Below are 21426 nucleotides of genomic sequence, written 5' to 3'. Positions count from 1 at the left end.
TCGCGTCAATCGCTCTTATCCGGCAACGTCTGCCCGACATCAAGCGACGGCAAGTCAGCGCCGCGCTTCGGCGGCCGCGATTGCCGAAAGATTGACGATGCCGCGTGAAGTGACCGTCGGCACCAGCACATGGAGAGGCTGCGACAGGCCGGTCAGCATCGGGCCGACGGCCAGCGCCTCGGTCGCGGCATGCAGCGTGGTGAGTGTGATATTGGCCGCATCGAGCGTCGGCATCACCAGCAGATTGGCGGCGTCGCGTAACGGCGAATCGAGCACCAGCCGGTTGCGCAGGGCAGGGGACAGGGCAGCGTCGGCATGCATTTCGCCATCGACGGCCAGATCGGGCGACCGGCTCCGCAACAGCTCGAGCGCAGCGCGCATCTTGCGTGCGCTTGTCGTCCCGGATGCGCCGAAGTTGCTGTGCGACAGCAGGGCCGCCTGCGGCTCTATCCCGAACCGGCGGATTTCCGCTGCGGCCAGTTCGGTCATCTCGGCGATTTCCTCGGCGCTCGGATTGGGCACCATGTGCGTGTCCGTAATGAACAGCGCGCCCGCGGGCAGGATCAGGGCAGTCAGTGCAAACACCCGGTGAATGCCCGGCTGCCGCTCGATGACGGGCAGGATGAGCTGTACCTGGCTCCACCATTCTGAATTGCCGCCCACTAGCGCGGCATCAACATGCCCGCTGCGCAACAGCATGGCCGCGGTGACGGCCGGGCGGCGATAGATGTTGCGCTCGGCCTCCGCCGCCGCGATGCCGCGTCGCGTCACCAGCGCCTGATAGGGGGCGACCATCGCGGCCAGCACGCCGCCGGGCACTTCGGGATCGACGATTTCCACATCGCTATCCAGGCGCCAGCGCAGGCCCAGATCGTCCATGCGCTGTTCGACGATCCGCCGACGCGCGACGATCACCGGCTTGCCCAGTCCCTCGTCAAGCACCGTCTGGATCGCGCGCAGCACCCGTTCGTCCTCACCCTCGGCATAAGCGATGCGGGCGCCTGACTGTCGCGCGGCATCGAACACCGGCAGCATCAATTGCCCCGACCGCCAACTGCTGCGTTCGAGCGCACGGGCATAGCCCGCGATGTCGGCGATCGGACGGCGGGCGACGCCGGTTCGCGCCGCGGCTTCCGCGACGGCAGGCGCAATCCGCAGGATCAGGCGGGAATCGAAGGGTGTGGGGATGATATAGTCTGGCCCGAAATGCAGCGCCGCGCCGCCATAGGCCTGCCGCACGCTTTCGTCAGCGGGCAGGCGCGCCAGATCGGCAATCGCTTCCGCCGCAGCGATCTTCATCGCTTCGTTGATTTCGGTCGCCCCCGCGTCCAGCGCCCCACGAAAAATATAGGGGAAGCACAGTACATTGTTGACCTGATTGGGATAGTCCGACCGCCCGGTCGCGACGATCGCGTCGGGCCGGTGCGCTTTCGCCACATCGGGCAGGATTTCCGGCTCGGGGTTGGCGAGCGCGAAGATGACCGGCTTTGGTCCCATCATCGCCAGCCATTCCGGCTTCAGGACGCGTGGCGCGGAGAGGCCGAGAAAAATATCTGCGCCGGTCAGCACGTCCGGCAAAAGCCGTGCGTCCGTCTTTCGCGCATAGCGGGCCATGTTCGGCAGCATGTCGTCCTGCCGCCCTGCGTAGATCACGCCATCCCGGTCGGTCAGCGTCACATTGTCCTGCCGCAGGCCCATGGACACGAGCAGATCGACGCAGGCCAGCGCCGCCGCACCCGCGCCCGATGTCACCAATCGCGCCTCACTCAGCGTCTTGCCCTGCAGAAGCAGCGCGTTACGCACGGCCGCCGCAACGACGATCGCGGTACCATGCTGATCGTCGTGAAAGACCGGGATGTTCATCCGCGCGCGCAGGCGTTGCTCGATCGCGAAACATTCGGGTGCCTTGATGTCTTCAAGGTTGATGCCACCGAACGTCGGCTCCAGCAACGCCACGGCCTCGACAAATTTGTCCGGGTCTTCGGTGGCGATTTCCAGATCGAACACGTCGATATCGGCGAATTTCTTGAAAAGGACGGCCTTGCCTTCCATCACCGGCTTGCCTGCCAGCGCGCCGATGTTGCCCAGGCCAAGAACCGCCGTGCCGTTCGAAATCACCGCAACCAGATTGCCGCGCGCCGTGTAATCGAGCGCCTTGTCCGGGTCGGCGGCGATTTCCTCGCACGGGGCGGCGACGCCGGGTGAGTAGGCGAGGGCGAGATCACGCTGTGTCGCCATCCGCTTGGTCGCCTCGATCGCCAGCTTGCCGGGCCGTGGATGCCGGTGATAATCGAGCGCACTGCGGCGAAAATCGTCGTCCAAATCCGGTCTCCGGGGGCCTGCGCAGCAACGGCGGGATGCGCTTTGCATGCCACTAGGCGGCTGCGGCCTGCGGGTAAAGAGTGTTTGGCGCGTGCATGGAAATCCGCGATGCGCCTGCGCGGACTTTGCCGGCGCCGCGCCTGTTCGGTGCGTTTCGGATGACCTCAGCCTGTCCTGCGCGGCGCGGCCCATGGTCCGCTGATCGCCAGCGTCATCGCTGGGCTGTACAAATTGACGAACAGCACCGACCCGTCGGGAGAAAAGCAGGCACCGGCCAGTTCCGTCTGCAACCGGCATCGGGCAATGGTGTAGAGGGTGCCGTCCCTGCTCACGCCGCGCAGGTGATTGTCGACGACGTCGGTATATTGATCTTCGCACACCACCAGATCGCCATTGGGCGCTACGGTCAGATTGTCGCCAAAGTTGAACATAGCCGGATCATCCGACTCGACGAAGTTCTGGAGGCTTCCTGGTGCATCGCGCTCGCCCGGCTTGCCCTCCGCACGGCTCGGCCGATAGCGGAATATCTGGCCGAGCTTTGCCGCACCGCCCGACGTGCAGCAGACATAGATTTCGCCATTGCCGAAATGCACGCCTTCGCCTCTGGCAAACAGGGTCGCGCCCGCGCGGTGTCCGCGCTGACGCAAGTCGTCCTGCGCACTGTCGACACCCGTCAGATCGATCCAGCGGGCGGGCAGGGATGTACCGCGTGGTAGCGCCGCGCCGCTCCAGTTGCGGCTGTCGTCCACACCGTCGAGCGCCAGCGCCTGTAGTCGCCCGCCTGCCGCCAGCCTGCCGGGCCTGTCGGGCAGGAAACGGTAGAACAGCGAATCGCTGCGATCCTCGGTCAGATAGACGATGCCGGTGGCGGGATCGACCGCCGCAGCTTCATGGTTGAAGCGGCCCATTGCGGTGAGCGGCACGGGATCGACCAGTCGCCCGGCCGCCGCGGGGACTTCGAAGACCCAGCCGTGGTCACGGCTGACGCCACTCCCGGCGCGCGTCACATCTTCCTCGCACGTGAGCCAGCTTCCCCAGGGCGTTACGCCGCCCGCACAATTGCGGATGGTCCCTGCCAGGCTCTGGTATTGCGCCTCTACCCGGCCCGATCGCAGATCGTAGATCATTGTCGAGGTGCCGCCGGGCAAGGCGCGGCCGTCGGCCGACCGGTCGTAGCTGGTCGGGACCGCGCGGGTGCCGAACGGGCCGGTGTCATGATGGCGGGCTTGCAATTCATGATTGCGGACCAGGATCACGCGACCGTTGCCGCCAGGGAAGCAGCCCATGCCATCGGCGCGGTCGCCCACGACATAGCCGTCATCCATCCGGTCGCCCATGCGCGAAATGATGCGATAGCTATAGCCTTGCGGCAGATCGAGCAGCCCCGCAGGATCGGGCACCAGTGCGGTTGACGGCGCCGCCGAACGCGCAGCCATGCCGCCCATCCGGGCGCATCCGGCGAGCCCTGCAAACGCTGTTGTCGCCATCCCGACCGTGAAACTTCGGCGATCGATCACCATATGCTGCACTCCGGCGCCGGAAACCGAAGACCGGCGGAATCGGCGCTACCCGTCCGGTTCAGGCACCATAGCCTCGCACCATCGGCTCCTGCTACGGCCTTTGCGGGAATCTAGCACGCGAAACATGGCAATGCAGTGACACCCGCGTAGAGGTGCCAAAATGTCAGCGCGCCCGCCCGCGCGCACTGACCGGCCAGATATCGACCAACGTGTCGCCGGACAGCAGGTGATAATGGTCATACAGGTTCACCGTCGGGTCGCAGTGCGGCACGGTTAGGGTCACCAAATCCCCCGGCGCGAGCGGCATCGCTCGCTCATCGCCGATCAGCGCGCCATGTTCATCCCCCATGAAAGCGAATTGCGCCTTGGCCGACGCGCCACCGCGCACAATCGCGACGCCCCCGTCCGTGGAAAGCGACTTGTAGCCGGCGTCGATCGTCACCCGCCCGGTCCGGTTGGCGCTGACGACGCGCGCATCGACGCCCAACGCGGTTTCGAAGGGGGTATCGCCGCGATCCGTCAGCGCACAGGCGAGATATTGTTGATCCATGAAAATGTACGACCCCGCCTGAATCTCCGTGAAGACACCAAGGTCCATGTCAATGCGGTGGGATCCGGTGCCGCCGCCGGTCACCAGCTCGGGAACGAATCCGGCATTGGCGAGCGCCGCCAGCACGGTTTGCAGATAGGCGGTGCGATCGGCAATCGCCGCCCGGCGCGCGGCATAATCCTCGATATGCTGCTCCGTACCGCAATAGAATTGGACGCCGCGGAGAGTGAGGTTAGGCAGCGTCGCGATCGTGTGGGCGAGTGCGACCGCTGCCTCGGGCGACACGACGCCGGTGCGCTTCATGCCCGGATCAACGTCGATCAGCACGTCGATCGTGCAGCCCGCCGCCGCCAGCGCCGCGTCTGTTCGCATGGCGACATCCGCATGATCCATTACCACCGCAAGCCGTTTCGCACGACCGGCGAGCGCGGCGAGCCGCGCGATCGCCGCCGAAGCCGCCACGGGCGAGGTGATGAGCACGCCCGCGATCCCGGCATCCGCCATCACCTCGGCCTCGCCGATCTTGGCGCAACACACGCCGCTTGCACCCGCCGCAATCTGCCGTCGCGCGATATCGACGCTCTTGTGCGTCTTGGCATGCGGGCGCAGCGCAACGCCTGCGCGCGCGGCGCGGTCTGCCATCGCCGCGATGTTTCGGTCGAGCGCGTCGATGTCGAGGACGAGCACCGGCGTATTCAGGTCGGCGCGCGCGCCCTGGCGTCCGATAAGGTGCGCGTGCAGCGCCACATCGTCGTTCATGTCAGCCTTTTCTCCATCCCTCGACGTTCCAGCCAATGCAATCACACCACATGCAGAGCAAAAAATAGAGCCATAGACCACCCTATGTTTTGCGTTGCGCATAAACATTGAGTGGTCTATGTTTATCACTTGCACATGACGGGGGCCAACGGTCAAGGGACGATCAACAAACGGGGGAAACATGATGGGACGGACGCACGATAAACGGGTTTCGTATCGCGTAGGCTGCGCGGCTGCCGCGCTGATAGTCGGGCTTGCACAGGCGCCGGTGGCGATCGCACAGACAGCACCCGATACCCCCGTGGAGGAAACGAAAAGCGACGCCGACATCATCGTCACCGGATCTCGGATCGATCGTCCAGGCTTTGACGCGCCCACTCCCACGACCGTGCTCAGTGCCGAGGATTTAAAGGTGGGCGACCGGCCGACGCTGGCGCAGGCGCTGACCGACCTGCCGCAATTCCGCATCGCCGGAACGCCCGTCACGACCACGGCGTCCAGCGTTTCGAGTTCCGCCTCGATCGACCTGCGCGGCCTTGGCGGCAACCGCACGCTGACGCTGCTGAACGGGCGACGGTACATCGGCAGTGCGGAATTGACGACCATTCCGCAGGCACTGGTCGGGCGGGTCGATGTTGTTACCGGCGGTGCTTCGGCTGCCTGGGGTTCGGGCGCAGTCGCAGGCGTGGTCAACATCGGCCTCAATGACAAGTTCAAGGGGTTGGGGCTGGGCATCAGCTCGGGTATTTCCTCACGCGGTGACACGGCGCGCTACACGTTTGACGCCACCTATGGCGCAAGCTTTGCCGATGGCCGCGGACGCTTCGTCATCGCCGGGGAATATGAACGTGAGGGCGGCGCGGGCGGGCGCAATGGCACCGAGCGGCCCAATCTCGATTCGGCACTGTTCCAGACTGCGACCGGCCAGCTCATCCTCGCCCGCGACGTCAATTTCATCGACGCCTTTCCCGGGGGCGTGATCCGCAGTGGGCCGCTGACCGGTCAGGCGTTCAACCCGGACGGCACGCTTAGCCCGATCGTGCTGGGCAGTCAGACGAACAGCAACTCCACGCTTGGCGGCAACAGCCGCAGCCTGTTCGATTATATTGCAGTGTCATCGCCCTATGACCGTTTCAATGTCTTCGGTCGCGTCACCTATGAGGTGGCCGACTGGGCGACGGTTTGGGCCGACGGTTCCTATGCGCAGATATCGGCCCCGGATCGGGAAAGCCTCGCCGAAAGCATCCGCGCATCGGCGGTCGCCGGCGGTTTCGTGATGTCGATCGATAATCCCTATCTGCGCCCCGAGGTGCGCGCCCAGCTTGCCGGGGGGCCGAGCACATTCCGCCTGGGCCGCATCATCGGCGACGCCGGACCGCTGGGACATATCCGGGCGTCGGGGCTGCGCGATTACATGGACGTCGCAGTCGGTGTGGACGGCGAATTCGGTGGCTCGTGGCGCTACAGCGCCTATTACAACCACGGTACGATATGGAACAACGACGCGCTGGGCAATCAGCGCATCGTCGCCAACTTCAACCGCGCGATCGACGTGGTCAGCAGCCCGACCACCGGCCAGCCGATCTGCCGCGTCGCACTCACCGATCCCACGACGGCCTGCCGCCCGATGAATATTTTTGGCGAGGGCAACATCTCGCGCGAGGCACTGGCCTATGCCTTTGGCGAAGCCCGGTTCCGCAGCGTCAGCAAGCTCGACGCAGTCGCCGCAAGCATAAGGGGTGAGCCGCTGTCGCTCTGGGCCGGGCCGATCTCCGTGGCGTTCGGCGTGGAAGCGCGCTGGGAAAGCCAGTCGAACACCGCCGATCAGGGCTCGCTCGATCGCATCTATTCGGTTGTGAACTATGCGCCGCTCGCGGGGTCGTTCAACGTCAAGGAAGTGTTCGCCGAACTGCTGGTTCCGCTGGTCAAGAACGAAGGGGCGATCGAAGTCGATCTGAACGGCGCGGCGCGCTATTCGGATTATAGCAACAGCGGCGGCATCTGGACTTGGAAGGCGGGCGCAACGGCGCGGATCGCCAGCGACATCCTGCTGCGCGCGGTGCGATCGCGCGATATCCGCTCGCCCAGCATCGGCGAATTGTTCACCACCCGGTCGAGCGCGATCTTCAACGTCTCCGATCCGTTCCGGGGCAATTCGGTCGTCGCGGTGTTCCGCTTCACCGGCGGCAACCCGGCGCTGACGCCCGAAATTGCCAGAACCACGACGCTGGGGGTGACTTATTCGCCGCGTTTCCTGCCCGGGCTGCGCCTCTCTGTCGACGCCTTCGATATCCAGATCGACGACGTCATCGGCGGGCTGAGCGCGCAGGATATTGTTACCCAGTGCTTCAACGGCGATCAGCGGCTGTGCGATGCCACGACGCGGGACGCCAACGGCGTGCTGACCAGCGTGTCCGCAACCAGCCTCAACCTGGCGAGTTACAAGACCCGCGGGCTCGACTTGGAGGCCGCTTATACCAAGACGTTCAGCGGCGACCATCGCGTTTCGGCCCGCGCCCTTGCTACCTTCGTCGATCGGCTTCTGATCGACGATGGCGTTAACGTCTATGACCGGGCAGGCGATGTTGGCGAGGTCAACTTCTCGATGCCGAAATGGCGCGCGACCGGAACGATCGCCTATGGCACCGGGCCATTCGATGCGACGTTGCGGGTCCGCTATGTAGACGGCGGCAATTACAACAGCCTGCTGACGATCGTGAACAACAAAATTGCCAGCCGGACCTATGTCGATCTCGGCTTCGGGGTGAAGGTCGGCAATCTCGATCTCGGCCTGCAAGTCAACAACCTTTTCGATCGCGACCCGCCCTTGGTCAACTATGCCAGCCCGATCTACGAGGTGATCGGTCGCTATATGTCGGCGACCGCGCGCCTGAAGCTCTGACCCGGTCTGGTTGCAGGGATCGTTCCGCCATGTCGATGCAGGCACTAGCCAGCGCCTGCATCGACACCATTTTCCCCACTGCCGGAGATGTCGGCAGCGCAAGGTGTTGCTGACAAAACTGATGATGCAGCGGTATTCGTTCCTCTCACTCGCCGGGCATGCGCTGCGCGGCCATCGTGCATGGCCGCAGGCGTGGCGATCGCCGCAGCCGAAGCCAGCCTATGACGTCGTGATCGTCGGCGGCGGCGGGCATGGGCTGGCAACCGCTTACTATCTCGCCAAAAACCACGGCGTGCGCAACGTCGCGGTTTTCGAAAAGGGCTGGATCGGCGGCGGGAACACCGGCCGCAATACAACGGTGGTGCGATCCAATTACCTGTTTCCGGAAAGCGCCAGATTCTACGATCACTCGCTCAAGCTGTACGAAGGCCTGTCGCGTGAACTGAACTTCAACATCATGTTGAGCCAGCGCGGCATGGTGACGCTGGCGCACAGCCGGCATGATATCGACGCCCAGCGCCGCTGGGCCAACGCGATGCGCATCAACGGCATCGACAGCGACCTGTTGACTCGCGAAGACGTTCGTCGGCTGGTTCCGCGGCTCGACTACGCGCCTGACGCACGGCTGCCGGTGCTCGGCGGCTTCACGCAACCACGGGCGGGCACCGCGCGCCACGACGCGGTCGCTTGGGGCTACGCCCGGGCCGCCGACGCGCTGGGGGTCGACATCATCCAGAATTGCGAGGTGACGGGATTCGACATCGGTGCGGACGGGGTACGCGCGGTCAAAACCAGCCTGGGCTTGATCGGCGTGGGTAGGGTCGGGCTGGCGGTCGCTGGACACTCCAGCGTGCTCGCACGAACGCTGGGCTTTCGCCTGCCGGTCCAGTCCTATGCCTTGCAGGCGATGGTGTCGGAGCCGATCAAGCCGTTGCTCGATACGGTCGTGTTGTCCCCCTCCGCTGGCATATATGTCAGCCAGTCGGACAAAGGCGAACTGGTCATCGGCGGCGGTCTGGATCTCTATGCCTCCTATGCGCAGCGCGGCAACCTGCCGACCGCCGAGCAGGTGATCGCTGGCCTCATCACCCTGTTCCCTTCCTTCTCGCGCTTACGGATGCTGCGGCAATGGGCCGGCGTCGTCGATGTGGTGCACGATTCGACGCCGATACTCGGCCGCTCGCCGGTGCCGGGCGTGTTCCTCAACTGCGGCTGGGGGACGGGCGGGTTCAAGGCGATTCCGGCGGGCGGATGGTGCTTTGCCCATTTGCTGGCAAAGAACGAGTCGCATCCGCTGGCGACCGGCTTCGGGCTGGACCGGTTCACGAGTGGCGCGCTGATCGACGAAGCTGCCGCGTCCGGCATCGCGCACTGAGCAGACGAGGCGACAATGCTTTCCTTGACCTGCCCCCATTGCGGCCCCCGCGACGAGACCGAGTTTTCATGCGGCGGCGAAAGCCATATCGAGCGCCCCGGCGTCGAAGCATCGGACGAAACCTGGGCGGACTATCTGTTCGTGCGGGATAATCCGCGCGGGGTTACCTTCGAACGGTGGCACCATCGCTTCGGCTGTGGTGCATGGTTCAACGTCGCACGCGACACGGTAAGCCACGAAATCAAGACGGTTTACCCGATGGGCGCACCAAGGCCAACGACACCATGACCCAAGTTTTGCGGCTCGCCAACGGCGGTCTGATCGATCGGACGCGCATGCTGCGCTTCCGCTTCGACGGCAGGGACTTCACCGGCCATTCCGGCGACACGCTCGCGTCCGCGCTGCTGGCCAACGGCGTGCACCTGGTTGGCCGCAGCTTCAAATATCATCGGCCGCGCGGTTTTGTAGGCATCGGCCAGGAGGACGCCAACGCGTTGGTCAGGGTCGCGACAGGCGATCAGGTCGAGCCCAATCTGAAAGCCGGGGAAGTCGTGCTGCGCGACGGGCTGGAGGCCTTCAGCATCAACTGCCGCCCAAGCCCGCGCCACGACCTCCGCGCTGTCCATCAGATCGCGGCACCGCTGCTGATCGCGGGCTTTTACTACAAGACCTTTATGTGGCCTAACTGGCACCTGTTCGAGGGCGCGATCCGCCGCGCGGCGGGGCTGGGCACCGCGCCCGAGGGGCGTGACCTGGATCGCTATGTCCACGCTTATGCCGATTGCGACCTGCTGGTCGTCGGCGCAGGCCCGGCGGGCCTGACCGCTGCGCTCGATGGCGCGCGGACCGGCGCACGCACCATCTTGGCGGAGGCGGATTTCGCGATCGGCGGCTCCGCCCTGTGGCGGGGCGGCAGTGACGCGGCGGAAGCGGCCACGGCGGCGGAGGCGGAGTTGCGCGCGCTGCCAAATGTCACGATCCTGAGCCGCACGCAGGTGTTCGGCTATTACGACCATAACGCCTTGGCAGCGGTCGAGTATCTCGCCGATCACGGCGCGCGCCAGCGGCTGTGGAAGCTGCGTGCGGGTCGCGTCATCCTGGCCAGCGGCGCGATCGAGCGTCCACTGGTCTTTGCCGGCAATGATCGCCCCGGCGTGATGCTCGCTTCCGCCGCGCAGGCCTTGGTCGGCCGGTTCGCGGTGCTGCCCGGCCGCCGTGCGGTGATCTTCACCAACAATGACAGCGCCTATGACGCAGCGGCCGCGCTGGCGGTGGCGGGCGCCGAGGTGACGCTGGTCGATTCCCGACCCGCCTCTGCCGCATCCGCGCCCGGCGTCCGCATCCTGCACGACCGTGTCGTTTCCGCCACGAAAGGCGTACGCCATGTGCGTGCCGCTATCGTGGCCGATCGCGCGGGGCGCATCAGCGAGACCCTGCCCTGCGACCTGATCGGCATGTCGGGCGGCTGGTCGCCCATCGTCCATCTATTCTCGCAATCCGGCGGCAAGCTGCGCTTCTGCGAAGAGATCCAGGGCTTCGTCCCCGGCGAGGCGGTGCAGCCGGTCACGGCAGTCGGTGGCGCCGCGGGTGCGCTCGGCACACTGGCGATCGAACCGCTGTGGGAAGTGCCCGGACGCGGCAAGAAGTTCGTCGATTTCGCCAATGACGTGACCGCACACGACATCGCCATCGCGATGCGCGAAAACTATGTCTCGGTCGAGCATCTCAAGCGTTACACGACGCTTGGCATGGGGGTGGATCAGGGCAAGACCTCCAACGTCAACGGGCTCGCCATTGCCGGTGCGCTCACCGGACGCGCGCCCGGAAAGGTCGGCACGACGAAGTTCCGCCCACCCTATTCCCCGATCGCGCTGGGTGCGCTGGCCGGGCCTCTGGTCGGGCCGTTGTTTCGCCCGCTGCGGCATCTTCCTGCCCATGACTGGCATGTCGCGCGCGGCGCATTGTTTGAGGAACATGGTGGCTGGTGGCGGCCATCCGCCTATCCGCATGTCGGCGAGACGCTGGAGGCGGCAGCAGCGCGGGAAGCGCGGGCAGCACGGACCGGAGCGGCGCTGTTCGACGGATCGCCGCTGGGGAAGATCGAGGTGAGCGGCCCGGATGCCGCGCGCTTCCTGGACCGCGTCTATGTGGGCACCGCGTCCACCCTGCGGCCGGGTCGCGCGCGCTATGGCCTGATGCTCAACGAGAATGGCGTGGTTATCGATGACGGCGTCTTTGTCCGCCTGGCCGATGACCGCTATCTGGTCCACACCACCAGCGGCGGGGCCGACCGCATCGCCGCGATGCTGGATGAATGGCTGCAATGTGAATGGCGTGACCTCGATGTCGTCGTCATGAACGTCGGCAGCCAATGGGCGACGTTGACGGTGAGCGGACCCAGCGCGCGCGATCTGCTCGCGGCACTCGGCACCGACATTGACCTTGCCGACTTCCCGCACATGCGGTTTCGCGAGGGGCGGGTGGCCGGGTTGCCGGCGCGCGTCCTGCGCGCGAGCTTCACCGGCGAGGCGAGCTATGAAATCAGCGTCGCCGCCGGCGCGGCCTCTGGGCTGGCGACCGCGATCGCCGCAAAGGGTGCCCCCTTCGGCCTGACGCCGATCGGGGTCGAGGCGATCATGATCCTGAGGATCGAGAAGGGGTATCTCGCGATCGGCGTCGATACCGACGGCACGACACTGCCCGACGATCTCGGCATGGCGGGCGGGGTCGCACGAAAGGGATCGGATTTCATCGGTCGCCGGTCGCTAGACCGTCCCGATGCGGTCCGGCCAGACCGGCTTCAGCTTGTCGGCCTGTTGACGGATGGACCCAGGCTGGCAGTCGGCGCACATGTGCTGCGGGAAGGCGGCGTGCCGGGCGTGTCCGATGGACATGTCACCTCCAGCGTCGATAGCCCGGCGCTAGGCCGACCGATCGCTCTTGCCCTCATCCGCGCAGGCCGCGCCCGCTTGGGCGAGACGGTCACACTGTACGACATGGGCATCCGGCACCGCGCGACGATTGTCGAACCGGTGTTCTTCGACCGGGAGGGTCAGCGGCTCAATGACGGACACAGCTGACATGATGGCATCGCTTGACTGGTCGGGCACCTCGATCCGCGTGACGCCACGTCACGGCCTGTCCGCTATCCGATTGAAGGCAACGAAGCGAGGCAGGACGCTCGCCGTCGATCTCGGCCTGCCTGCGACGGGCGGCGCGACGGAGGATGCGATCTGGATCGGGCCGGACGAATGGCTGTTGCTGGCGCGCCCGGCGGAGGAAGGTGCCATTGTTGCCCGGCTGGCCGCGCAACAGGCGCAGGGCGCGTGCTATTGGTCGGCGATCGGCGACGGGCTCGTCATCCTCGATCTGGGCGAGGCCGGGGGCCTGGTCAGCCAGCTCACCGGCCTGCCGCAAGCCTCATTCGCGCTGGGACGGGCGGCGCGCACGCGTGTCGCGGGCATCGCCGTCCTGTTCGCGGGCATGAGCTGGGGCACCAGGATGATCTTCGACCGGATGTACGATCGGCATATCCGGCGCTGGCTCGATGCGGCGGCGGAATGAGCGTATACCATCGCCCCCGATGCGGCCGGACCATGGCCTTGCCCATGGACAGCATCGCGATGGTACCAAGGCCTCATCCATCTCGAGGAGAGATGCTGACGCTGGGCGAGCAACGGGCGACGCTATGCGTGCCCGGTCAGCAGCTTGATATAAACTGGTCGCAACGCTTTGCGGACCGTTTTCGGCTCGCGCATCCGCATCGCATAATAGCCGACCTGATGATAATAGGCGATCCGCGCGCGAACCATCGCCTCGGGATCGGCATGGCCCATCTCAAGAAAGATGCCGTGCAGGATTTCGAGCCGCATATCATCGATGCGCCGCACGGCCGCCTCGACCATCGGCGAGGCGCGCGCCCAGTCCCGCACTGCGCTGTCATATCGCGGATCGAAATCGATCTCGCCCAGCCAGACCTCGACAACGCGCTCGAATTTCTTGTGCGGATCGATGTCCCCCGCTGCCGCCTCGATGAAGGCGCGGGTGTTCGATACTTCCCAGTCGGCCAGCAGCGCCGCCAGCAGTGCCGGCTGGTCGGCAAAATGCCAATAGAAGCTGCCGCTGGTGATGTTGAGCGCCTTGGCCAGCGGGACGATCTTCACCGCAGCGACGCCGCCTTCAACAAGCGCGCGACGCGCCGCGAGGATCCAGTCTTCGCGGTCGAGTCGCGTGCCGCGAGTGGCGTTGCCTTTGCTCTGCTCAGTCTTGGGGGCGGCCGGGCTTGTGCGGGATCGGGTCATACCCCCGCCAATTCGGGCAGATCGAACACGCCGTCAAGTGGGGCTTGGCAAAGGATGGAAGCGGAATCTCAGACAGGCGCAGCCTGCGAGATGCGCGCTTCAGCGTCGATCGGCCCCGGCGGCTTTGGGCGAATGGGTAACAGATAACGAAGAGGTGACTCGTGAATTTGACGAAACGTCGCAAGCTAAATGGTCGGGGTAAGGCCATCGCCTTGCTGATGCTCGGTTCCGCCACATCTGCCGCCTTCGCGCAGGGAGCGTCGCCCGAAAGCCCGCTCGGCGCCATCCAGACCATGAACCGCGAACTGGGCAAGATCGTTTCTGCCAACGGCATTGATGAAGCGAAATATGTGTCCTTGGGGGGTGCCCGCCAATGGATCACAATCAGGGGACAAGATCGCCGCGCGCCGATCCTCCTCTATCTCCACGGCGGGCCGGGCAGTGTCATCTCCGACTGGTCCTATATGTTCCAGCGGCCGTGGGAGGATTATTTCACGGTTGTCCATTGGGACCAGCGCGGCTTCGGGCGGTCGGAGGTCGATGGAGTGCGCCTCGTCGGCACGATCAACAAGGAACAATATGTCGCCGACACGATCGCGCTGATTGACCTGCTCCGGCGCGATCTGGGGCAGGCGAAGGTGATTGTCATGGGCCAGTCCTGGGGCACGGTGCTTGCGCTTGAGATAGCACGGCGACGGCCGGATCTGGTCCACGCGGTCGTTTCGGTCGGGCAGGTGGTGGATGAAAAACAGAATTTCGTGGAGACCCGGCGGCTCCTGATTGAGGATGCTCGTGCGCGCGGGGACACGGCGCTTGAGCGCAAGCTCAGTGATCTGGGGCCCATGCCGAGCATTGACGACTGGGACCGCTGGCTCGCGTGGTTGCGAGTTGTTCAGACAGAAAATCTGCGCCAGGGCCATTCGTGGCATAGCGCGCGGGAGCCGGCGGCGCTTGGTGCGCGCATCCTTGCCGGAATCTCGGTATCGCCAAACCTGGTGGATCATCCGGTCGAAAAGCCGACTGCACCCTTTCCAGGCGGACGCGCCGCGAAGGACAAGGAGATCAACCTGTCGATTGACGACTGGACCGCCGAAAAGGACATTGGCACGCGCCTTGCGGTCCCGCTCGTCATGATCAGCGGTCGCCACGACTGGCAGACGCCGATCACTCTGGCGCGCGCCTATTTCGACAAGCTGTGCGCGCCTTACAAGAAGTTCGTCGAGTTTCCCCACTCCGCGCATATCGTCCTGCTTGAGGAACCGGGTCGGACCTTGGTCACGCTGGTAAACGACGTGCTGCCTGCGGTGCGGGGCGACGTGCCGGAGGGGGCCACGACCTGCCCGCCGCCGCGCTAGCTTGAGTCAACGGTGGACCCGGCGGCCTCATCGCGCAGCGCGACCTTGTCTATCTTGCCGATCGGCAGCAGCGGCAAGGCTTCGCGGACCGCACACTGTTTGGGGACTTTGTAGTTCGCCAACCGATCGCGGCACCAGACGATAATCTCGTCCGGTGTTGTCGCCATGCCCGGCCGGGGCACGACGAAGGCGACGCCCGCTTCCTGCCAAAGTGGATCGGGCATCGGTACCACCGCCGCCAGCGCGACGGCAGGATGGCTTTCGATCACTTCCTCCACTTCACGCGGGTAGACGTTGTAGCCTCCAGACTTGAACATGTCCTTCAATCGACCAACGATCCGAAGCCGCCCGTCCGCGCGCCGTTCGGCCAGATCGCCGGTGCGAAAAAAGCCGTCCGGCGTAAACGCGGCGGCGGTGTCCTCCGGGCGGTTCCAGTAATGAAGGAAGTTGAGCGGTGAGCGCGCATGGATCTCACCCACCGCGCCATCGGGGACCGCCGCACCCGTCTCATCCGCGAGGCACACCTCAACGCCGGGAAAAGGGTGGCCGACCGAACTGAGCAGCACGTCCGGGTCGTCAGCGGGGGCAAGCGTGATCGGAGCGAGCGCGGTGATGGCGCTGGTCGTCTCGGTCATGCCATAATTTGTCGCGAGCCGGGCGCATTTGGCGGCCAATTGAAGAAGGACGTCGGCGGAGATGGCCGCGCCCTCCCACACCATCAGCTGAACGCTCGAAAAATCGGTCACCGCCCATTCCGGCGTTGCGATCTGGAGCGCGAAGACGCTTGGCACCGAAGCGATGAAGCTGATCCGTTCGCGGGCGATGATGCGAACCGATTCCGCCGCATCAAACTGTTCCATGAAGATCATCGCGCCCCCGGCGACGAGGCAGGGCGTCGCCAGATCGACGGTGCATCCGACATGGTTGATCGGCAGGAAGTTGAGGCTGCGATAGGGCGCGACGGGCCAGAGCCGGTTCTGTTCGATGCTGAAGCGAACGATGCCCTCATGATGCAGCACCGCGCCCTTGGGTCGGCCGGTGGAGCCGGAGGTATAGACGATCAGGCATGGCTGGCGGCCACCTGCTGCGGCGCGGCGCGCAGCGATTTCGGTGTCGCTAACGGCGCGGCCGTCGGCGATGAAGGCATCATAGCCGATGATGTCACCCGTGGTAGCGCCATCGAACGCGACTACCTGCCTCAGTTCGGGTGACGCAGCGCGCATCGCGGCGATTTCCGGTTGATAGTCGCGCGCGCCGACGTGCAGGCGGGTCAGCAGTATGCAGGGGCGAGCGTCACTGACGACATAGTCCAGTTCGGCCGCGCGATATTTGGGGTTCAAGCCCATCCAGATCGCGCCGATCGCGCTCGTCGCCAGAAAGGCGATCAGGTAATCGGGGGACGGCGTCTGGAGTGTCGCGACACGATCGCCGGGTTGGACGCCTGCGGCGATCAGTGCGCGGGACAGCGCGTCTACTGCGGCGTCAAGGTCGGCGTAGCTAAGCCGGCGATCCCCCAAGACCAATGCCTCGGCAGCCGGCGTGGCTTCAGCATACCATGCGACATAGTCACTGATCTTGGCGAGGGGCGGCGGCGTGCCGGTCATTTCGGACAGGCACCGCCGTCGGGCCAGCCGGTCCATCCGGGACCACGTACGACTCGCCCGGCTGCCGCGCCCGTCGGCTTGCCGTCCTTCAGCACGGCGACTCCGTTCACCCAGACACTATCCACCCCTGTCGAATATTGGTGCGGCCGCTCATAGGTGGCATGATCCTGGATAGTGGTCGGATCGAACAGCACGACATCGGCGAAATAGCCAGCCTTCAGAAGGCCGCGGTCGCGCAGCCGCAGGTTGGCGGCAGGCAGCGAAGTGAGTCGCCGCACCGCTTCCTCAAGCGGGATCAGCTTTTCGTCGCGGACATAGCGGCCAAGCAGGCGGGCTACGTTGCCATAGGTGCGCGGGTGCGTGCTCGATTTCAGGAACACGCCCTCCGCGGCCTGCCCTGGCGCATCCGATCCGAAGCTCATATAGGGAAGCTGCACCGCCTTGCGGATATTGTCCTCCGACATGATGCGGAAGGCAGCATCCACGCGGCTGCCATCCTCGACGATCAGGTCCATCGCCGCTTCCTCGACGCTGACGCCGCGGGCACGCGCCGCCTCGGCGAGGGTCTTGCCGATCAGCGGGCGCAGCGCCTCCGACTTGAAGCCGATGAGCAGGATGTTGTCGCCGGTGCCGCCGGTCAGCCGCAGCAGATTTTCATAGCCGGCGTCCTTCGCGCGCATATCGGCGATCACGCGCGCTCGCGTCGCTGGATCGCGCAGCCGCTTCGCCATCGCCTCCGCGCCGTCGGCCTGCACCCACAGCGGCAATGTTGCGGTCAAGCCCGTGGCACCGGCATCGTAGGTATACATATCGGTGGTGATGCGCAGCCCCTCTGCGCGCGCCGCCTCGATCTTGGCAATGACGCTCGCGAACTTGCCCCAATTGTCCTTGCCCGCGAATTTAAGGTGATAGATTTCCGCGCCCGCACCCGATTTCCGAGCGATCTCGATCAGCTCGTCCACCGCCTGCTCGATCCGATCGCCTTCCGATCGCATATGGCTGATATACATGCCGCCGCACCGGCCCGCTTCGGTCGTCAGCGCGATCAGCTCGGGTGTCTCGGCATAGCCTGCGGGCGGATAGATCAGCGACGATCCGACGCCCATTGCGCCGTCGCGCATCGCTTGGGCGACGAGGCCGCGCATCTCTTCGAGTTGCGCCGGAGACGGATCGACATCACCTTCGCCCAGCACCGCCAGGCGAACGGTGGTCGCGCCGATGAAGCTGGCGACGTTGGTGGCCACGCCGCGTTTTTCGACGGTGCGCAGGAACTCGTCCAATGTCGTCCATTCGATCAGATATTGGATGTCGCCCTGGTCCTTCAGCGCGGCCTCGCGCAACTTCGGGGTGAGCGGCCCCATCGACCAGCCTTCGCCCATGACGTTCAATGTCACGCCCTGGTTGATGTCGCTGACCACGCGACTGTCTACGAAGAACGCCTCCTGACTGTGACTGAGCATGTTGACGAAGCCCGGCGTGACTGCCTTACCGCCCGCGTTGACCACCTTCGTGGGGCGGCCCGGTGCACGCGGCCCTACATAGACGATGCGATCACCTTTGATCGCGATCTCGCCGGTATAGGGCTTGCCCCCCGACCCGTCGTAGATGGTGCCGTTCCGGATCAACAGGTCATAGGCTGGCGTGTTGCTGTCCCCGGCCGACACGCTGCCAGTGACAGCGGCGGCGGCAACGACGAACGCGCAGGCGTGGCGGAATTTCACAGGCCGTCTCCCAAGTTGATCAACGCGCCGTCGCGGCGGCTTCGGTAAAGATATAGTCATGCTGGCCCGCGCGGATGGTCAGCACGCGACGCCCTTCACGCTCCCCTGCGAGCAGTTCGAAGCCCTCGGCTCCAGCGTCGATCACAACGAACGAAAATGTGCCGTCGCTGTTGCGGCGCGAGGCCATGCGCGAGGTGAAGCTGGCAAAGGCGAATCGCAGCCCGTCGGCGTCGCGCGTGACGTGAAGCGCGCCAAGATCGGGGCTGACATAATGGTCGGCCAGCTTAGCCGCCTCGACTGGATCGGCTGGTACGGTCAGGCGGGCCTGTTCGGCGAGAAAACCGTTACGGGCAGTCGCCGCGGCAACCTTCAGCTCCTGCTCCGCCAGCGGCTGTCCGTCATAGACCACTTCGACCAGTCGACGCAGAAACTGACGCAGCATATATTGCCCGTAGTCCGAATTGGTCAGCAGCACAGCACCAACACCCGCGTCGGGCAACACGGCGAACTCCGCCTTGAACCCCGCTGTGCTGCCGCCGTGATGGACGATCGGCACGCCCCATTGACGGTCGATCATCAGTCCCATGCCATAATCATGGTTTGCGCCGATCGACACGATGGGCTTGCGCCGTTCCAGCAGGTGCTCGGCCGCCATCAGCCTGCCACCGCTGGGCAGCGCGCCTGCGGACAATTCTACCCCGACATAGCGGATCATGTCATGCGCCGACGACCAGAGCGCCCCCCCGGGGCGATAGGGAATGATCGAATTGTTGAAGCCCGCATCGGCCGGGGCAATGGCGGCGTTTCCGGCGCGGTCATAGGCATGGGGGCTGGCAGAATCGCGGGCACGCGCACGGGTGTAATCAAAGGTGCTCTCGCGCATTTCGAGCGGGTCGAAGACATAGGTCTGCATCGCCCGGTCGAACGCCGCGCCAATCTCCAGCTTCGGATAGGCGGCATGCCCGGCGATGAAGCCGGCGGCCGATGCCATCAGATTATTGTACTGGAACACTTCGCCAAAGCCGGTGGTCGGCTCGGTCGTCGCCAGTTCCCTGAACGAGGCGGAGGCGGGTGTGCCAAGCGGGGTATTAAGAATCCAGGTGACGTCCTTACGCGGCAGGCCGGTGCACGCGCACACCAGATGGCGCACCAGCACCTTGTCGGTTGTTTCGGCGCTGCCCAGGCGGAAGTCAGGATAGACCTTGGTGACCTTATCGTCCCAGCCCAGCTTGCCCGCATCGACCATCTTGGCCAGGAGCAAGGTGGTCAGCGCCTTGGTGTTCGATCCAATCATGAAGCGGGTATGCGCATCGACTGGATCGGGCTTCCCGACCTCGCGCACGCCGAAACCGCCCTCAAAGACCACCTTGCCCTGGTCGATCAAGGCCAGGCTCGCGCCAGGGACGTGCAGTTCGGCCATCGCCGTCTGTACAAAGCCTGTCAGCGCCGCGATCCGCCCCGAATCGAGCCGATGCGCCTGCCGCCCCGCGAAACTTTCCTCGGTGAAATCATGAGTCCGCAGCGTCTGCATCATTAGCCGAACCGCAGCGCCGCGCTTTTCGGCAGCGGCGCTTTGTGCGTCGATCAGCAGCACCGTCCATCGCCCGGCCTTGCGATGCGCGACGGCGTGGCGGAGCATCGCATCGCCGGGCGGGGTATCATAGACGACGGAAACGACCTCGTCCCATCCGGCCCGCGCGGCACCGGCAACGGTGCGTTGGAGCGGTGGCGGCGCGTCGCGGCGATAAGCGCGCCACGCCTTTTCCTGTGCCGCAGCGGCATCGGTGGCGGGCCCGACATCGACCAGCGCGACTCGGGCATCGCCCTCTGGACTGACCATCACGACCAGTCCGTCGCGATCTTCCATCCGCCAACCCGGCGGTACGGTGAAGCTGCCATCAGTCAGTCGCTTGACGATGGCGGTTGTGGGGGTGGCGGCGGCATCGGCGGCGGGCACCGCAGGCGGTGCCTCCTGGGCAGCGGCCACCGATGATGCCAGGAGGACGCCCACCCCGAAAGTCAGTCGCAACAGCACCGTGCATCCCCTTAAATATTAAAACTGGGCCTATACCCAATTCATGCTGCCGGGCCGAGCAACTTTTGTCAATCGCGCGACCATGGCATCACATTCAACCGGGTGTACGAAGGGTCTCGGCCGTCATGCCACGGTGCGGACGGACTTGCGTGCGCACAGGCTCCGGTTCCTCGCCCGCAGCGGGCATCCATTCGAGTTCGCGGCAGTAAATGCTGCGATACCACAGCTTGGTCAGGAACAGCGCCAGGGTTTCCGGGTCACGTTCCAGCGTGCCTGCAGCGGTGCTGAGTCCGGCGCTATTCTCGACGAAGATCTTGCGGAGCAGGCCATCGACCATCAAGCCTAGGCCGCTCACCGCCAGGCGGAGTTCGGCCTCAGACCCAAGTGCGGGCTTCTCATGGCGGATAAGAGCGCGGCACGCCCGCTCGACCCAATTGTCGTTCCAGTCGTTCCACATCCGGCCGAATTCGGGAATCTCGTCGCCGAACTGGATCAGGCAGCGCATGAGCCCGGGATTGGCGACGACGCTGCGGCTATAGTCGAGATTCCCATAATAGATGCTTTCCGCCGCATTGGCGTGGGGCGGGCGGTCCGCTTGCTGTGGTTTGCCCAGCACATTCAGAAACTCGCCCAGCACTTCCTGGGTAATCTCCTGCTTGTTCTTGAAATAGACGTAGAACAGTGCGTTCGACACACCGGCATGTTCGTTGATGTCGGTGACGCGCAACTCACGATAGCCGACCGTCTCAAGCAGGACGACGGCGGCTGCCTTCAACCTATCGCGCGTACGTTCACCCTTACGCTTGCCGTCGGCTTGGGCGGCAGCGGTCAGGTGCCTGGAAAAGCTAAGCGAATCATCCGCTTTCGTCTTCTTTGCTGCGCGTGACACCAACTTGCGGCTCCTAATCAGTCCGTCGCCAATGCCATATAGCATGCTCCGGGTTTGTCGAGACTGCTCCCTGCAACCCTGCAACAGAATTAA

14 protein-coding genes are annotated in these 21426 nt (G+C 65.0%); 6 read left to right on the top strand and 8 right to left on the bottom strand.

Features of this window, described 5'->3' with window-relative positions:
• Positions 1 to 54 precede the first annotated feature (54 nt).
• The 3 genes from ENE74_RS13250 to ENE74_RS13240 form a co-directional block, all read right to left on the bottom strand.
• Positions 55 to 2322 carry an NADP-dependent malic enzyme gene (locus tag ENE74_RS13250; protein WP_127691387.1) on the bottom strand — a complete coding sequence of 756 codons (2268 nt, stop codon included), beginning with the start codon at positions 2320 to 2322 and terminating at the stop codon, positions 55 to 57.
• A gap of 164 nt (positions 2323 to 2486) precedes the next feature.
• Positions 2487 to 3758: an alkaline phosphatase PhoX gene (locus ENE74_RS13245; RefSeq protein ID WP_241241993.1), complete on the bottom strand. Its 1272-nt coding sequence runs from the start codon at positions 3756 to 3758 to the stop codon at positions 2487 to 2489.
• 247 nt (positions 3759 to 4005) lie between these two features.
• Positions 4006 to 5151: a DSD1 family PLP-dependent enzyme gene (locus ENE74_RS13240; RefSeq protein ID WP_127691386.1), complete on the bottom strand. Its 1146-nt coding sequence runs from the start codon at positions 5149 to 5151 to the stop codon at positions 4006 to 4008.
• A gap of 268 nt (positions 5152 to 5419) precedes the next feature.
• Between ENE74_RS13240 and ENE74_RS13235 the strand changes: the two genes are divergently transcribed.
• The 5 genes from ENE74_RS13235 to ENE74_RS13215 all read left to right on the top strand — a co-directional run bounded on the left by ENE74_RS13235 (position 5420) and on the right by ENE74_RS13215 (position 12992).
• Positions 5420 to 8053 carry a TonB-dependent receptor plug domain-containing protein gene (locus ENE74_RS13235; RefSeq protein WP_241241992.1) on the top strand — a complete coding sequence of 878 codons (2634 nt, stop codon included), beginning with the start codon at positions 5420 to 5422 and terminating at the stop codon, positions 8051 to 8053.
• A gap of 124 nt (positions 8054 to 8177) precedes the next feature.
• Positions 8178 to 9428 carry a sarcosine oxidase subunit beta family protein gene (locus ENE74_RS13230; protein ID WP_206517718.1) on the top strand — a complete coding sequence of 417 codons (1251 nt, stop codon included), beginning with the start codon at positions 8178 to 8180 and terminating at the stop codon, positions 9426 to 9428.
• 15 nt (positions 9429 to 9443) lie between these two features.
• On the top strand, positions 9444 to 9716 hold the full coding sequence (locus ENE74_RS13225) for a sarcosine oxidase subunit delta (protein WP_127691383.1): 273 nt from the start codon (positions 9444 to 9446) through the stop codon (positions 9714 to 9716).
• Positions 9713 to 12508 (top strand): 2Fe-2S iron-sulfur cluster-binding protein, encoded by a 2796-nt coding sequence (locus tag ENE74_RS13220; protein ID WP_127691382.1) that lies wholly within the window; start codon positions 9713 to 9715, stop codon positions 12506 to 12508. The genes ENE74_RS13225 and ENE74_RS13220 overlap by 4 nt, the downstream gene beginning before the upstream one ends.
• Positions 12492 to 12992, top strand: coding sequence for an aminomethyltransferase family protein (locus ENE74_RS13215; RefSeq protein ID WP_127691381.1), 501 nt, complete (start codon positions 12492 to 12494; stop codon positions 12990 to 12992). Before ENE74_RS13220 ends, ENE74_RS13215 begins: the two co-directional genes overlap by 17 nt.
• A gap of 122 nt (positions 12993 to 13114) precedes the next feature.
• On the opposite strand, the gene ENE74_RS13210 is transcribed toward ENE74_RS13215, so the two are convergent.
• The gene (locus ENE74_RS13210) at positions 13115 to 13729 is read right to left on the bottom strand and encodes a TetR/AcrR family transcriptional regulator (RefSeq protein WP_127691380.1); all 615 of its coding nucleotides are present in this window, start codon (positions 13727 to 13729) and stop codon (positions 13115 to 13117) included.
• Positions 13730 to 13947: 218 nt separating this feature from the next.
• On the opposite strand from ENE74_RS13210, the gene ENE74_RS13205 reads away from it, so the two are divergent.
• Positions 13948 to 15084, top strand: a complete 1137-nt coding sequence (locus ENE74_RS13205) for an alpha/beta hydrolase (RefSeq protein WP_164847475.1) — start codon at positions 13948 to 13950, stop codon at positions 15082 to 15084.
• Here ENE74_RS13205 and ENE74_RS13200 read toward each other — a convergent pair.
• From ENE74_RS13200 to ENE74_RS13185, 4 genes are all read right to left on the bottom strand, one after another.
• Positions 15081 to 16688: a class I adenylate-forming enzyme family protein gene (locus tag ENE74_RS13200; RefSeq protein WP_164847474.1), complete on the bottom strand. Its 1608-nt coding sequence runs from the start codon at positions 16686 to 16688 to the stop codon at positions 15081 to 15083. The genes ENE74_RS13205 and ENE74_RS13200 overlap by 4 nt on opposite strands.
• Complete coding sequence (locus ENE74_RS13195) at positions 16685 to 18409, bottom strand: N-acyl-D-amino-acid deacylase family protein (protein WP_241241991.1); 1725 nt, start codon at positions 18407 to 18409, stop codon at positions 16685 to 16687. The genes ENE74_RS13200 and ENE74_RS13195 overlap by 4 nt, the downstream gene beginning before the upstream one ends.
• 19 nt (positions 18410 to 18428) lie before the next feature.
• A complete protein-coding gene (locus ENE74_RS13190) occupies positions 18429 to 20396 on the bottom strand; it encodes a serine hydrolase domain-containing protein (protein ID WP_206517713.1) in 1968 nt (655 codons plus the stop codon).
• A 142-nt stretch (positions 20397 to 20538) separates the two neighbouring features.
• Complete coding sequence (locus ENE74_RS13185; RefSeq protein ID WP_164847473.1) at positions 20539 to 21333, bottom strand: TetR/AcrR family transcriptional regulator; 795 nt, start codon at positions 21331 to 21333, stop codon at positions 20539 to 20541.
• Positions 21334 to 21426: the final 93 nt, after the last annotated feature.

The organism is Sphingobium algorifonticola, from assembly GCF_004005485.1.
Classification (GTDB): Bacteria; Pseudomonadota; Alphaproteobacteria; order Sphingomonadales; family Sphingomonadaceae; genus Sphingobium; species Sphingobium algorifonticola.
This window is presented reverse-complemented; position numbering and strand designations above follow the sequence as displayed.

What these genes read in the sequence shown, in the direction of transcription:
- ENE74_RS13245 (WP_241241993.1), bottom strand. Translation starts at nt 3,758, where the DNA reads ATGGCTGCGCGTTCGGCGGCGCCGTCAACCGCACTGGTGCCCGATCCT.
- ENE74_RS13240 (WP_127691386.1), bottom strand. Translation starts at nt 5,151, where the DNA reads ATGAACGACGATGTGGCGCTGCACGCGCACCTTATCGGACGCCAGGGC.
- ENE74_RS13230 (WP_206517718.1), top strand. Translation starts at nt 8,178, where the DNA reads ATGCAGCGGTATTCGTTCCTCTCACTCGCCGGGCATGCGCTGCGCGGC.
- ENE74_RS13225 (WP_127691383.1), top strand. Translation starts at nt 9,444, where the DNA reads ATGCTTTCCTTGACCTGCCCCCATTGCGGCCCCCGCGACGAGACCGAG.
- ENE74_RS13220 (WP_127691382.1), top strand. Translation starts at nt 9,713, where the DNA reads ATGACCCAAGTTTTGCGGCTCGCCAACGGCGGTCTGATCGATCGGACG.
- ENE74_RS13215 (WP_127691381.1), top strand. Translation starts at nt 12,492, where the DNA reads ATGACGGACACAGCTGACATGATGGCATCGCTTGACTGGTCGGGCACC.
- ENE74_RS13210 (WP_127691380.1), bottom strand. Translation starts at nt 13,729, where the DNA reads ATGACCCGATCCCGCACAAGCCCGGCCGCCCCCAAGACTGAGCAGAGC.
- ENE74_RS13205 (WP_164847475.1), top strand. Translation starts at nt 13,948, where the DNA reads ATGCTCGGTTCCGCCACATCTGCCGCCTTCGCGCAGGGAGCGTCGCCC.
- ENE74_RS13200 (WP_164847474.1), bottom strand. Translation starts at nt 16,688, where the DNA reads ATGACCGGCACGCCGCCGCCCCTCGCCAAGATCAGTGACTATGTCGCA.